Origin of the sequence: Pseudomonas sp. CFII68 (assembly GCF_000416195.1) — a bacterium.
GTDB lineage: Bacteria > Pseudomonadota > Gammaproteobacteria > Pseudomonadales > Pseudomonadaceae > Aquipseudomonas > Aquipseudomonas kilonensis.
Genome location: NZ_ATLN01000113.1, coordinates 1 through 13,289, shown reverse-complemented (window position 1 = coordinate 13,289; position 13,289 = coordinate 1). Strand labels below are relative to the sequence as shown.

Annotated in this window: 15 protein-coding genes and 2 pseudogenes; 15 read left to right on the top strand and 2 right to left on the bottom strand. The window is 62.0% G+C overall.

Annotated elements, in window-relative coordinates:
• Positions 1-49: 49 nt before the first annotated feature.
• On the bottom strand, positions 50-505 hold the full coding sequence (locus CFII68_RS06740; RefSeq protein WP_003205908.1) for a MaoC family dehydratase: 456 nt from the start codon (positions 503-505) through the stop codon (positions 50-52).
• A gap of 337 nt (positions 506-842) precedes the next feature.
• On the opposite strand from CFII68_RS06740, the gene CFII68_RS06745 reads away from it, so the two are divergent.
• The 3 genes from CFII68_RS06745 to CFII68_RS06755 are packed head-to-tail and all read left to right on the top strand — an operon-like array spanning position 843 to position 2,522.
• Entirely contained in the window at positions 843-1,208 is a 366-nt protein-coding gene (locus CFII68_RS06745; RefSeq protein WP_014340386.1) for a CidA/LrgA family protein, read from the top strand.
• Positions 1,205-1,921: an LrgB family protein gene (locus CFII68_RS06750; protein ID WP_003205906.1), complete on the top strand. Its 717-nt coding sequence runs from the start codon at positions 1,205-1,207 to the stop codon at positions 1,919-1,921. Before CFII68_RS06745 ends, CFII68_RS06750 begins: the two co-directional genes overlap by 4 nt.
• 10 nt (positions 1,922-1,931) lie before the next feature.
• Positions 1,932-2,522: an LON peptidase substrate-binding domain-containing protein gene (locus tag CFII68_RS06755; protein WP_014340384.1), complete on the top strand. Its 591-nt coding sequence runs from the start codon at positions 1,932-1,934 to the stop codon at positions 2,520-2,522.
• 170 nt (positions 2,523-2,692) lie between these two features.
• Here CFII68_RS06755 and CFII68_RS06760 read toward each other — a convergent pair whose 3' ends face one another.
• Positions 2,693-2,968 carry a polyhydroxyalkanoic acid system family protein gene (locus tag CFII68_RS06760; protein WP_018611231.1) on the bottom strand — a complete coding sequence of 92 codons (276 nt, stop codon included), beginning with the start codon at positions 2,966-2,968 and terminating at the stop codon, positions 2,693-2,695.
• A gap of 155 nt (positions 2,969-3,123) precedes the next feature.
• Here CFII68_RS06760 and ubiE point away from each other — a divergent pair, with 155 nt between their 5' ends.
• The 12 genes and pseudogenes from ubiE to CFII68_RS28285 all read left to right on the top strand — a co-directional run bounded on the left by ubiE (position 3,124) and on the right by CFII68_RS28285 (position 13,228).
• Positions 3,124-3,894: a bifunctional demethylmenaquinone methyltransferase/2-methoxy-6-polyprenyl-1,4-benzoquinol methylase UbiE gene (gene ubiE, locus CFII68_RS06765; protein ID WP_003196937.1), complete on the top strand. Its 771-nt coding sequence runs from the start codon at positions 3,124-3,126 to the stop codon at positions 3,892-3,894.
• Positions 3,894-4,518, top strand: a pseudogene (locus tag CFII68_RS06770) (SCP2 domain-containing protein). Before ubiE ends, CFII68_RS06770 begins: the two are co-directional and overlap by 1 nt.
• Entirely contained in the window at positions 4,515-6,119 is a 1,605-nt protein-coding gene (gene ubiB / locus CFII68_RS06775) for a ubiquinone biosynthesis regulatory protein kinase UbiB (RefSeq protein WP_014336148.1), read from the top strand. The pseudogene CFII68_RS06770 and the gene ubiB overlap by 4 nt, the downstream one beginning before the upstream one ends.
• A gap of 81 nt (positions 6,120-6,200) precedes the next feature.
• A complete protein-coding gene (gene hisI / locus CFII68_RS06780; RefSeq protein WP_003196931.1) occupies positions 6,201-6,599 on the top strand; it encodes a phosphoribosyl-AMP cyclohydrolase in 399 nt (132 codons plus the stop codon).
• Positions 6,592-6,924, top strand: coding sequence for a phosphoribosyl-ATP diphosphatase (locus tag CFII68_RS06785; protein ID WP_003186671.1), 333 nt, complete (start codon positions 6,592-6,594; stop codon positions 6,922-6,924). Before hisI ends, CFII68_RS06785 begins: the two co-directional genes overlap by 8 nt.
• 24 nt (positions 6,925-6,948) lie before the next feature.
• On the top strand, positions 6,949-7,236 hold the full coding sequence (locus CFII68_RS06790) for a twin-arginine translocase TatA/TatE family subunit (protein ID WP_018611224.1): 288 nt from the start codon (positions 6,949-6,951) through the stop codon (positions 7,234-7,236).
• A gap of 10 nt (positions 7,237-7,246) precedes the next feature.
• Complete coding sequence (tatB, locus tag CFII68_RS06795) at positions 7,247-7,669, top strand: Sec-independent protein translocase protein TatB (RefSeq protein WP_018611222.1); 423 nt, start codon at positions 7,247-7,249, stop codon at positions 7,667-7,669.
• The gene (tatC, locus tag CFII68_RS06800) at positions 7,666-8,463 is read left to right on the top strand and encodes a twin-arginine translocase subunit TatC (RefSeq protein ID WP_018611219.1); all 798 of its coding nucleotides are present in this window, start codon (positions 7,666-7,668) and stop codon (positions 8,461-8,463) included. The genes tatB and tatC overlap by 4 nt, the downstream gene beginning before the upstream one ends.
• The gene (locus tag CFII68_RS06805; RefSeq protein WP_018611217.1) at positions 8,460-9,167 is read left to right on the top strand and encodes a 16S rRNA (uracil(1498)-N(3))-methyltransferase; all 708 of its coding nucleotides are present in this window, start codon (positions 8,460-8,462) and stop codon (positions 9,165-9,167) included. Before tatC ends, CFII68_RS06805 begins: the two co-directional genes overlap by 4 nt.
• Before the next feature lie 114 nt (positions 9,168-9,281).
• Positions 9,282-11,186 (top strand): methyl-accepting chemotaxis protein, encoded by a 1,905-nt coding sequence (locus CFII68_RS06810; protein ID WP_018611215.1) that lies wholly within the window; start codon positions 9,282-9,284, stop codon positions 11,184-11,186.
• A gap of 137 nt (positions 11,187-11,323) precedes the next feature.
• A pseudogene (locus CFII68_RS28290) lies at positions 11,324-12,370 on the top strand (methyl-accepting chemotaxis protein); the annotation flags it as partial.
• Positions 12,356-13,228 (top strand): methyl-accepting chemotaxis protein, encoded by an 873-nt coding sequence (locus CFII68_RS28285; RefSeq protein WP_371103554.1) that lies wholly within the window; start codon positions 12,356-12,358, stop codon positions 13,226-13,228. The pseudogene CFII68_RS28290 and the gene CFII68_RS28285, both read left to right, overlap by 15 nt.
• The last annotated feature ends 61 nt before the right edge of the window (positions 13,229-13,289 follow it).

Sequence of the window (13,289 nt, the reverse complement as noted above, 5' to 3'; positions counted from 1 at the left end):
ACAGAGAAGCGATGCGAAACTGCCTGAGCGGTTTCGCGACCGCGCAGGTTTACACGAAGCAGAGCGACAGCGGCTCGGCGATGTAGGCCGGTTTTTCCGAACCTTCGATCTCCAGCGTGGCGGTGGCCTTGAGCAGCCATTGGCCAGGTTTTTTCTCGGTGACTTCCACCAGGTCGACCTTGAGCCGGACCTTGGAATCGACCTTCACCGGTTGGATGAAGCGCACGCTGTCCAGCCCGTAGTTGACGACCATTTTCACGCCCTCGGGCAGGATCAGGATGTCTTCCATCAGCTTGGGCATCAGCGACAGCGACAGGAAACCGTGGGCGATGGTGCTGCCAAACGGGGTCTGCGCGGCCTTGACCGGATCGACGTGGATGAACTGAAAGTCGCCAGTGGCTTCGGCGAACAGGTTGATGCGCTCCTGGTCGATGGTGAGCCATTCGGAACGTCCAAGTTCCTTGCCGACATAATCTTTGAGCGCTGCAACGGGGACGTAGGGCATTGAGACTCTCCTTGGGTTCATCGGTTTTACTTTTTCTGGAACGGGGATTGGCGTCCCCGGAGAACCACTGTAGATCAACATGGCGCGCCGGGAAGGTCATCGACCATGCTTTTTACGAATGCCGAACCATAGCGCGGGCGTGTTTAAATGTGTCGTCTGGTTACTCCCTGTAGGAGCTGCCGAAGGCTGCGATCTTTTGATTTGTTGATTTTTCGCTTCAGACTCAATTGGCAGGGGAAAGATCGCAGCCTCGTTGCACTCGGCAGCTCCTACAGGCAGCTTCTGCAGGTGGTTTCTACGGGGCGGGGTTCATGGGTGTTTGTGGGGGAGAGAGCGGATGTTGCTACGGGGCCTGACCTGGCTGGTGCTGTTTCAATTGCTGGGCACTGCGATCAATCATTTGTTCTTGCCGGTGCTGCCGGGGCCGATCATTGGTCTGCTGCTGTTGCTGGGTTATCTGGTGGTGCGCGGCGAAGTCAGCGAGCCGTTGAACCTGGCCGCCAGTAGCCTGTTGCGTTATCTGCCCTTGCTGCTGGTGCCGCCCGCCGTGGGGGTGATGGTCTACGCCGGGGCGATTGCCGCCGATTTCTGGGCCATCGTCGGCGCGTTGACCTTGTCGCTGGTGCTGTCCGTGGCGTTGACGGGGGTGCTGATGCAGCGCCTGGCCCGGCGTCACGTCGCCGCCCCGGAGGACAGCCAATGATGCTCGACTGGCAAGGTGCCTGGACCTCGGTGATTCACCATCCGCTGTTCGGCATCGGCATTACCCTGGGCGCCTATCAACTGGTGCTGGCGGCGTTCGAAAAGACTCGCTGGGTGTTCCTGCAACCGGTGCTGATGTCGATGGTACTGTTGATCGTCGTGCTCGTCGGTTGCGGCATCGACTATGCCGAATACCGCAAGAGCACCGAGATCCTCAGCATCTTGCTGGGCCCGGCCACGGTCGCCCTGGCGGTGCCGCTGTATTTGAACCTGCGACGGATCCGGCAGTTGTTCTGGCCGATTTTTACTACGCTGGTGATAGCTGGGGTGTTTGCCACGGGCTCTGCGGTGGTGTTGGGCTGGGCCTTCGGTGCCGAGCACATGATTCTGATGACCATGGCGCCCAAGTCCGTGACTTCGCCGATCGCCATGCTGGTGGCCGAGCAGATCGGCGGTGTGGCGGCGATGGCGGCGGTGTTCGTGTTGATCACCGGTGTGCTTGGGGCGATTCTCGGCCCGAGCATTTTGACCCGGTTGGGTGTCCATAGCCCTGAGGCCCGGGGCATGGCCCTGGGGCTGGCGGCCCATGCCGTGGGCACGTCGGTGGCGTTGCAGGAAAGCGAGGAAACCGGCGCCTTTGCGGCGCTGGCGATGAGTCTGATGGGCGTGGCCACGGCGGTGTTGCTGCCGTTGGTGGTGTCGATGACGGTTTAAGGAATTGGTTATGAGCTTGCCGCTTTTCCCGTTGAACACCGTGCTGTTCCCCGGTTGCATCCTCGACTTGCAGATTTTCGAGGCGCGCTACCTCGACATGATCGGGCGCTGCATGAAAAAGGGCGAAGGCTTCGGCGTGGTGTGCATCCTCGATGGCGAGGAAGTCGGCATCGCGCCTGAAGGCTATGCGCGGGTCGGTTGTGAGGCGCGCATCACCGATTTCTCCCAGCAGGACAATGGTCTGCTGGGCATTCGCGTGCAGGGCGGGCGGCGCTTTATCGTCCATGGCAGCAGCGTCCAGGCGGATCAACTGACCGTCGCCGAGGTCGAGTGGCTGGAGGAAGAGCCGGAGCAACCGCTGCAAGAGGAAGACGCCGACCTGGTGGCGCTGCTCAAGGCCCTGGCCGAGCACCCGATGGTCGAGGCGCTGAACATGGGCACCGAAGCGACCGGCCAGCAATCGCTGGCCAATCAACTGGCCTACCTGCTGCCGTTCAACGAGCTGGACAAGATCGACCTGCTGCAACTCGACGACCCGCAACAGCGCCTGGATGCGATCCAGGCGTTGCTCGATGAGTTGCAGGGCGAACTCTTCGCCTGACACCCCTCATATCCACTGAACAACACCGACCCTGTGGGAGCGGGCTTGCTCGCGAATGCGGTGTGTCATTCACTATTGATGTTGACTGATCCACCGCTTTCGCGAGCAAGCCCGCTCCCACAGAGTTTGGTGGTGAACTTTGATTCTGTGTTCACCCCCCTTTCGGTCGATCAGGCCAACGCCTTATCCAGTGCTTTTTCGATTTCGCTCTTGATCGTGCCGCTCATGGCCGACATCAACATGCCCAGTTCCACGTCGACGCGGATCGAGTCCTCGCCCACATGCACTTCGCCCTTGACCCCGGAACGCTTGAGTTTCAGGGTGTCGCCCACCCACTGCGGCTCCAGGCCATAGCTGTCGGACAACTTCTGCGCCAGCTTGTCGGCTTTCTCTCGCGCCGCTTCCTTGCCCAGGCCATGGGCACGCTCAACAGTTATACGGGCCATCGGGTGACTCCTGTTTTATCGGGACTTGCCTGAACGTTTCAAACCCTGGCTGCGTCAAAACGTCCCGGCGGTAGCCCATCTTACCTTCAGCCTTGCCAAGACAAAGCCCTCTACCGGGATTAGAATGTCCCGCATTCTTTTTTGGTGACCGCGATATGACTGATCAGCGCAAAGGCAGCGATGCCGAACCCACCACTCACTTCGGCTTCAAGAACGTGCCGGAAAGCCAGAAAGCGGAAAAAGTCGCCGAGGTTTTCCACTCCGTAGCCGCCAAGTATGACTTGATGAACGACCTGCTCTCGGGCGGCATGCACCGCCTGTGGAAGCGTTTCGCGATCGAGCTGTCGGGCGTGCGCAGCGGCAATCGCGTGCTGGACATCGCCGGTGGCACGGGTGACCTGACGAAGAAGTTTTCCCACATTGTCGGGCCGACCGGCCAGGTGGTCCTGGCCGACATCAACGAATCCATGCTCAAGGTCGGTCGCGACCGCCTGCTGGACCTGGGTGTGGCCGGCAATGTCGAGTTCGTCCAGGCCGACGCTGAAAAGCTGCCGTTCCCCGACAACCATTTCGACTGCGTGACCATCGCCTTCGGCCTGCGCAACGTCACCCACAAGGAAGATGCCCTGCGTTCGATGCTGCGCGTGCTCAAGCCCGGTGGCCGCCTGCTGGTGCTGGAGTTCTCCAAGCCGACCAACGCGCTGATGTCCAAGGCCTATGACGCCTACTCGTTCGCCTTCATGCCGCTGATGGGCAAGCTGATCACCAATGACTCGGAAAGCTATCGCTACCTGGCCGAATCGATCCGCATGCACCCGAACCAGGAAACCCTGAAGTCGATGATGGTCGAGGCCGGTTTCGACCGCGTGACCTACCACAACATGACCGCGGGCATCGTCGCCCTGCATCGCGGCATCAAACCCTGATGCTGCTCACCGGCCTGCTCGCCAGCGTCGAACTGGGCCTCAACCGGGTGCTGCGCCTGGACAGCACGGCGCTCGCGCGCCTGGCACACTTGAGCGGCAGCGTGATTGCCGTGGACTGTCGCAGCCCGGCGTTGCGGTTGTTCATCCTGCCCAGCGATGAAGGCCTGCTGCTCGCCGCGCACTGGGAGGCCGAAGCGGATTGCACGCTGCGCGCCCCGGCGTCGAGCCTGCTGAACCTGGCCCTGGGCAAGGACAAGACCGCGGTGCTGCACCGCCCCGACGTGGAGCTCGACGGCGACAGCGGCGTACTGCTGGAGCTGGCGGCGATTCTCCAGGACCTGGAGCTGGACTGGGAATACGAAGTGTCCCGCTGGATCGGTCCGGTGGCGACCCAATTGCTCAGCGGCCATTTGCGTAGCCGCAGCCGCTGGTATCGCCAGGGCTTCGCCAGCCTGGGACAGAATCTGAGTGAATACCTGGCCGAAGAATCGCGTACCCTCGTAGGCCAACGCGAAGCACAAGCCCGTTTTAATGAACTGGACCAGATCAAACTTGACCTGGAACGTCTCGAGGCGCGTTTCGAGCGCCTTTCCCGATCCCTTGAAACCAAGCGATAACGCATGAAGCTGCTTGCCGTCCGCCGTTTGTTGCGCATCCAGCGCGTCGTGATCCGCTACCGCCTCGATGACCTGCTGTTCGCCCTGCCGTTGCCCTGGTTTCTGTTGGCATTGCGCTTCGTGCTGCCGTGGCGCTGGTTCCCCCGGCGAACGCTGGACCTGAGTCGCGGCGCGCGCTTGCGCCTGGCCTTGCAGGACCTGGGGCCGATCTTCATCAAGTTCGGGCAGATCCTTTCGACCCGGCGCGACCTGTTGCCCGAAGACATCGCCGATGAACTGATGCGCCTGCAAGACCGCGTGCCGCCGTTCGATTCCAAGGTGTCGGTGGCGCTGATCGAGGAACAACTGGGCAAGAAGATCAGCGAAGTCTTCAGCCGCTTCGACGTCGAGCCCCTGGCCTCGGCCTCCGTGGCCCAGGTTCACGCCGCCCAGCTCAAGAGCGGCGAAGAAGTGGTGGTCAAGGTCATTCGCCCGGGCCTCAAGCCGATCATCGCCCAGGATCTGGCGTGGCTGTTCATCCTCGCTCGCGCCGCCGAACGGTTGTCGGCCGATGCCCGCCTGCTGCACCCGGTGGACGTGGTCCAGGACTACGAAAAAACCATCTACGACGAACTCGACCTGCTGCGCGAGGCGGCCAACGCCAGCCAACTGCGTCGCAACTTCGAAGGCTCGCCGCTGCTCTATGTGCCGCAAGTCTATTGGGACTGGTGCCGGCCGAAAGTGCTGGTGATGGAGCGCATCTACGGCATCCAGGTGACTGACCTGGCGACCCTGGCCGACCAGCGCACCGACATGAAGATGCTCGCCGAACGCGGCGTGGAAATCTTCTTCACCCAGGTATTTCGCGACAGCTTCTTCCACGCCGACATGCACCCGGGCAACATCTTCGTCAGCACAGTGCAGCCGTGGAGCCCGCAATACATTGCCATCGACTGCGGCATCGTCGGCAGCCTGACCCCCGAAGACCAGGACTATCTGGCGCGCAACCTGTTCGCCTTCTTCAAGCGTGACTACCGTCGCGTCGCCCAGTTGCACATCGATTCGGGCTGGGTGCCGGCCGAGACCAAGCTCAACGAATTCGAAGCGGCGATCCGTACCGTGTGCGAACCGATCTTCGAAAAACCGTTAAAAGATATTTCCTTCGGCCAGGTGCTGATGCGCCTGTTCCAGACCGCGCGACGCTTCAACATGGAAGTCCAGCCACAGTTGGTGCTGTTGCAGAAAACCCTGCTGAACATCGAAGGCCTCGGCCGTCAGTTGTACCCGGACCTCGACCTGTGGAACACCGCCCAGCCGTTCCTCGAACGCTGGATGCGCGAGCGCGTCAGCCCCAAGACCTTGCTGGGCAACGTGCAAAGCCAGTTCGAGCAGCTCCCGCACCTGGCCAACATGACCCGCGACCTGCTCGAACGCATGTCCCAACCCCACGCACACGACCCGGCGCCGCCGTGGCACCGACGCAAGGATGACTGGTTCCTGCGGCTGCTTGGCGCGGCTCACCTGGGAGGTGGCGCAATGCTGGCGGCTGGTGGACCGTTGAGCGAATTGGGCCATTGGCCCGCCGGAATCATGGTGATCGTTGGTTTGTATCTGGTCGTTCGCCGATAGCCAGCACCGGTTCGCGCTGGCACACTGTTTCAACGCTGGGCCCGCCGACGTCAGGTGCGCGGCCCATGGTCGGAGTCAAAGATGAAAAACTGGCAGGACGAGATCAAATGGGACGCTGACGGCCTGGTGCCGGCCATCGCCCAGGACCACAAGACCGGGCGCGTATTGATGATGGCCTGGATGAACCGCGAAGCGCTGGCCTTGACCGCCGCCGAGAACCGCGCCATCTATTGGTCACGTTCCCGTGGCAAGCTGTGGCGCAAAGGTGAAGAGTCCGGGCACGTGCAGCACCTGCATGAGATGCGCCTGGACTGCGACGGCGACGTCATCATCCTGATGGTCGAGCAAGTCGGTGAGATTGCCTGCCACACCGGCCGTCAAAGCTGCTTCTATCGCGTCTTCGAGAACGGCGACTGGAAAACCGTCGACCCGGTGCTCAAGGACCCGCACGCCATTTATTCAGGACATACCCATGAGTGACACCCTGACCCGCCTGGCCCAGGTGCTGGAAGAGCGCAAGGGCGCCGCGGCCGACAGTTCCTATGTCGCCAGCCTGTACCACAAGGGCTTGAACAAGATTCTGGAGAAAGTCGGCGAAGAGTCGGTCGAGACCATCATCGCCGCCAAGGACGCCGCCATCAGTGGCGATTGCAGCGACGTGATCTACGAGACCGCCGACCTGTGGTTCCACAGCCTGGTCATGCTGGCCCAACTTGGGCAGCATCCGCAGGCCGTACTGGATGAACTGGACCGTCGCTTCGGTCTGTCCGGGCACGTCGAGAAAGCCTCGCGCCCGTCCGCCTGATCAACTTTTGAGAGGAATAGCCACATGGGTATTTTTGACTGGAAACACTGGGTCGTCATCCTGGTCGTCGTGGTGCTGGTGTTCGGTACCAAGAAACTGAAAAACCTCGGCACCGATGTCGGCGAGTCGATCAAGGGTTTTCGCAAGGCCATGAACGATGATGAGAAACCGGCCGATCCGACGACAGGCCAGGCTCAGGCCGCACAACCGACCCAACCGGTACACCCACAGGCCACCCAGCCGGTGAATGCGCCGAATACCATCGACGTGCAGGCCCAGAAAGTCGAAGAGCCCATCCGCAAAGACTCGTGAGCACTGACTAATGTTTGGGATCAGCTTCACTGAACTGCTGCTCGTCGGCCTCGTCGCCCTGCTGGTACTGGGCCCCGAGCGTCTGCCGGGGGCTGCGCGCACCGCCGGTCTGTGGATCGGGCGCCTGAAGCGCAGCTTCAATGCGATCAAACAGGAAGTTGAACGTGAAATCGGTGCCGACGACATCCGTCGGCAACTTCACAACGAACATATTCTGTCCCTGGAACAGGAAGCGCGGAAAATCTTCACGCCGACCCAACAGGAACCGACGCCTGTTCAGCCCGTGGCCGAACAGGCGATTGCGCCCCAGGCACCCGTGGATGGCGTGGGGTCGGCGGCTGAACCAACGCCAGTGACACCGACGGTAGCGGACGCAGCGCCCGCTGCTGTCCCTGCGCCTAACGACCCTACTTTGCCGCCGCGAGCCCCATGAGCGATCTCCCTGAAAACGACCAGCCGATGCCGCTGGTATCGCACCTCACCGAGTTGCGCACCCGCCTGCTGCGTTGTGTCGCGGCGGTTTTCATCATCTTCGCCGGACTGTTTTCCTTCACCCAGCAGATCTACACCTTCGTCTCCACGCCGCTGCGCCAGTACCTGCCGGTAGGGGCGACAATGATCGCCACCGACGTGTCGTCGCCGTTCCTGACGCCACTGAAGCTGACGATGATGGTCTCGCTGTTCCTGGCGATCCCGGTGATCCTGCACCAGATCTGGGGCTTCATCGCGCCGGGCCTGTACAAGCACGAAAAACGCATCGCCGTGCCGCTGTTGGTGTCCAGCATCCTGCTGTTCTACACCGGCATGGCCTTCGCCTATTACCTGGTGTTCCCGCTGATCTTCAAGTTCTTCGCTGCCGCCACCCCGGCGGGCGTGGAAATGATGACCGACATCAGCAGCTACCTGGATTTCGTCATGACGCTGTTCTTCGCCTTCGGCGTGGCGTTCGAAATCCCGGTGGCCGTGGTGCTCCTGGTGTGGATCGGCGTGGTCGACGTGGCCTATTTGAAGAAGATCCGCCCCTACGTGATCATCGGCTGCTTCGTGGTCGGCATGATCCTGACCCCGCCGGACATCTTCTCCCAGACCTTGCTGGCTGTGCCGATGTGGCTGCTGTTCGAGATCGGCATCCTGTTCGGTGGCCTGGTACGCAAGCGCCGGGCAGAAGAACCCGAGGAACAGCCGGTCGATGACCACAACGACCAGCCGCCAGCGACCCAAGCGTGAACCTGCTGCTGCTCGAAGAGGCCGACTTCATCGGGCCTGACCGCGTGGTCCTGAGCGATCGCCGGTTGACCCACATGCAGGAAGTCCATCGCAGCGCCGTCGGTGACAGCCTGCGCGTCGGGCGCATCGGCGGGCTGATGGGCACCGCCCAGGTGCTGCGCCTGGAAGCCCGCGAGGCCGAACTGCAAGTGACCCTCGACCAGCCTCCACCGGCCAAGTTGCCGCTGACCCTGGTGCTGGCCCTGCCGCGTCCGAAAATGCTCCGGAGGGTGTTCCAGACCGTCGCCACCATGGGCGTGCCGCGTGTGGTGCTGGTCAACAGCTATCGCGTGGAAAAGAGCTTTTGGCAGACACCGTTCCTCGAACCCGAGGCCATCCGCGAGCAACTGATCCTGGGCCTGGAACAAGCCCGGGACAGCGTGTTGCCTGAGGTGGTTATCGAGAAACGCTTCAAACCCTTCGTCGAGGACCGCCTGCCGGCCATCACCGACGGCACCTTGGGCCTGGTCGGTCACCCCGGCAACTACCCGCCCTGCCCTCGCGCGCTGACCGAACCGGTGACCTTGGCCATCGGGCCCGAAGGCGGTTGGATTCCCTACGAGATCGACCTGCTGGGCAAGGCCGGCTTGCAACCGGTACAACTGGGTGAGCGGATCCTGCGGGTCGAGACCGCGGTTACAGCGCTGCTCGCACGACTGTTCTGACCCCTTTGGTTTGCGACGGTATTCCAAACGCATCTAACTCATTTCTCCTGCTCCCCCTTTATGAGCCGATAGTGCTTTATACAAAGCAATTCCGCCCTTCAAGGGAGTATCAGCATGTTCCAATGGCTAGGTAACGTAGGCGTTAATCGCAAACTCGGCTTCGGTTTCGGCCTGGTACTGTTGTTGACCGTGATGATCGCCTTCACCGGCTGGACCGGCCTGGGTAAGGTGATTGCCCACGGCGACACGCTGGGGCTCATCGCCAGCCTGAACGACCTGACCAAGGACCTGCGCTCCGCGCGCATGGATTACGACGCGACCCGCGGCGAGAAAGGTCCAGGTGACCTCAACGATCTCCTCGGTAAATTGGAGCCTGGGCTACAGGCTGCTCGCCAATCGATCGAGGAATCGGCCGACGTGGCGCTCATCGACAAGCAACTGGCGGCTGTCGCCGAGTACAGGACTGTCGTTGCCGAATTGGTCCGCGCCAACGTCAGTCGAGAGAATGCGCGCAGCAAACTGGGCGCCAGCGCCGATAACGCCGTGGCCCGAGTCGCCAGCGTTGAAAATGCCATACGGCAAAGCGACAACGCGGCTCAACTCGACAGCATGGTGAGCCTGAGCAAGGCCATCCAGCAAGCCCGCTATCAGGTTCGCGGCTACACCTACAGCGGCCAGGCCGACGCCGAGCAGCCGGCCTTGGATGCCATCGATAACGCGCTGAAAGCGCTCGGCGACCTGCCGGCCCAACTACCCGCTGAACACGCCGCCAACCTGCAACAGGCCAGTGAGTCGTTCAAGGCCTATCGTGCCGCGATCAGCCAGTTCCATGAAGCCCAGACCGCCAGCGCTGCCGCCATCAAGCGCATGTCCGACTTGGGGGTTGTGCTACGCGGGGCCAGTAGAGACATCACGCTGTCCCAAACGGACGTGCGCGACCACGAGGCCACCCGAGCCAACCTCCTCCTGATCTCGGCCGCCGCGTTGGCCCTGCTGTTCGGGGTGATCGCTGCCATGGCGATCACCCGGCAGATCGTCACCCCGCTGGAGCAGACCCTGAAGGTTGCCGAGCGCGTGGCGGCAGGCGACCTGACCCACAACCTCAGCTCCGAGCGACGCGACGAGCTGGGCCAGCTACAGCGTGCCATGCAGAGCATGACCGTGGGTCTGCGGCAATTGATCGGCGGCATCAGCGACGGCGTCACGCAAATCGCCAGCGCCGCCGAACAGCTTTCAGCCGTGACCGAACAGACCAGCGCCGGGGTCAACAGCCAGAAAGTGGAAACCGACCAGGTCGCCACCGCCATGCACGAAATGACCGCCACGGTGCAGGAAGTGGCGCGTAATGCCGAGCAAGCGAGCGAAGCAACGGTCGCCGCGGACCAACAGGCTCGCGAAGGCGAAAAGGTGGTCGGTGAAGCCATCGCCCAGATCGAGCGCTTGTCCAACGCGGTGGCCAATTCCACCGAAGCCATGGGCCACCTCAAACGCGAGAGCGACAAGATCGGCAGCGTCCTGGACGTGATCAAGTCCGTGGCCCAGCAAACCAACCTGCTGGCCCTCAACGCGGCCATCGAGGCGGCCCGGGCCGGTGAAGCCGGGCGTGGTTTCGCGGTGGTGGCCGACGAGGTGCGCAGCCTGGCCCAGCGCACCCAGAAGTCCACCGAAGAGATCGAGCAACTGGTCCTTGGCCTGCAGACCGGAACCGAACAGGTCGCGTCCAGCCTGGACAACAGCCGCAACCTGACCGACAGCAGCGTCGAACTGACCCGCCGGGCCGGTAGCTCACTGGAAAACATCACCCGCACGGTCTCGGCGATCCAGTCGATGAACCAACAGATCGCCGCCGCTGCCGAGCAGCAGAGCGCCGTGGCCGAAGAGATCAACCGCAGCGTCGTGAACGTTCGCGACGTGTCCGAACAAACCGCCTCCTCCAGTGAGGAAACCGCCGCCTCCAGCGCCGAGCTGGCACGGCTGGGGGTTCATTTGCAGACGCTGGTAGGACGTTTCAAAGTCTAAGCACCGAAAAAGCGGGAACACGTGGCGAGGCAGCTTGCTCGCTACGCAAAGCAACTGACGCCTACTCGCTACAGATCCCTTCCAACCGGTCGATATAACTTCCAGCATATAAACTCAACGCTGCTGGGAGTAACGGCATGTTCCGATGGCTAGGTAACATAGGCGTCAATCGCAAACTTGGTTTCGGCTTCGGCCTGGTGCTGTTCCTGACCGTGATCATCGCCTTCACCGGCTGGAGCGGCTTGGGTAACGTGATCAGCCGTGGCGACAAACTGGGGTTCATTGCCAGCCTGAACGATTTGACCAAGGACTTGCGCCTCGCCCGCATGGACTACTACACCACACGGGGCGAGAACGGCCCGCAGCAAGTCAACGACCTGATTGACAAACTCGAAGCAGGGCTGAAGACCGCCCGCCAACTGATTGAGCAACCGGCCGATGTAGCGCTGATCGATAAACAATTGGCCGCCGTTGCCGAGTATAAAAGCGCCTTCGCCGAGATGACCCGCGCTACCGTTAGCCGTGAAGATGCCCGCAGCAAACTTGGCGCCAGTGCCGACAACGCCGTGGCCCGCGTCACTGAAGTAGAGAAATCGCTACTGCAAGGCGACAGCGTCGCCCAGTTCAACAGCGTTGTGACCCTGAGCAAGGCGGTCCAGCAAGCGCGCTATCAAGTTCGCGGCTATACCTACAGCGGCAAGAACGAAGCCCAGCAACCGGCCCTTGAGGCCATCGACAATGTCCTCAAACTTCTCGCACGCTTGCCAGAGCAATTGCCCGAGGAGCATGCCGCCAACCTGCAACAGGCCAACGACTCGATCAATGCCTACCGCACAGCGGTCAGCCAGTTCCGCGACTCCCAGATTGATAACGCCGCGGCACTCAAGCGCATGGCATCACAAGGCGACGTATTGATCGACGCCAGCCAAAAGCTGACAGCGTCCCAGACGGCCGTTCGCGACCACGACGCAGCCAAGGCCAAGACCTTCCTGGCATCGGCTGCCGTGCTCGCGTTGCTGTTCGGTGTCATCGCTGCCTTGGTCATCACCCGGCAGATCGTCGCCCCCCTGGGCCAGACCCTCAAGATCGCCGAACGTGTGGCGGCGGGTGACTTGACCCACAACCTCAACTCCGACCGCCGCGACGAACTGGGCCAGCTGCAGCGCGCCATGCAGAGCATGACCGTGGGTCTGCGGCAATTGATCGGCGGCATCAGCGAGGGCGTCACGCAAATCGCCAGCGCCGCCGAGCAGCTTTCAGCCGTGACCGAACAGACCAGCGCCGGGGTCAACAGCCAGAAAGTGGAAACCGACCAGGTCGCCACCGCCATGCACGAAATGACCGCCACGGTGCAGGAAGTGGCCCGCAATGCCGAAGAAGCCTCCGAGGCCGCAGCCGCTGCCGATGCCCAGGCGCGCGAAGGCGACAAGGTGGTCGGAGAAGCGATTGCCCAAATCGAACGCCTGGCACTCGAAGTCGGTAACTCCACCACCGCCATGGGCGATTTGAAGCGAGAAAGCGACAAGATCGGCAGTGTGCTGGACGTGATCAAGTCCGTCGCCCAACAGACCAACCTGCTGGCCCTCAACGCGGCAATCGAGGCGGCTCGCGCGGGAGAAGCCGGTCGTGGTTTCGCCGTGGTGGCCGACGAGGTTCGCAGCCTGGCCCAGCGCACCCAGAAATCCACTGAAGAAATCGAGCAACTGATCGTCGGCCTGCAATCAGGCACCGAACAGGTCGCGACCACCCTGGACAACAGCCGCAACCTGACCGACAGCAGCGTCGAACTGACCCGCCGTGCGGGGGGCTCGTTGGAGAACATCACTCGTACGGTCTCGGCGATCCAGTCGATGAACCAGCAGATCGCCGCCGCCGCCGAGCAGCAGAGTGCGGTGGCTGAGGAGATCAACCGTAGCGTGCTGAATGTGCGTGATGTGTCGGAGCAAACGGCGTCGTCCAGTGAGGAGACTGCCGCCTCCAGTGCTGAGCTGGCGCGGCTGGGGGTGCATTTGCAGACGTTGGTGGGGCGGTTTCGGGTTTGATGCCTTGCGGCTGCCTTACTTAGGATTTGTGTGTATATCCGTTTTTTTGTAACGGCGGCTT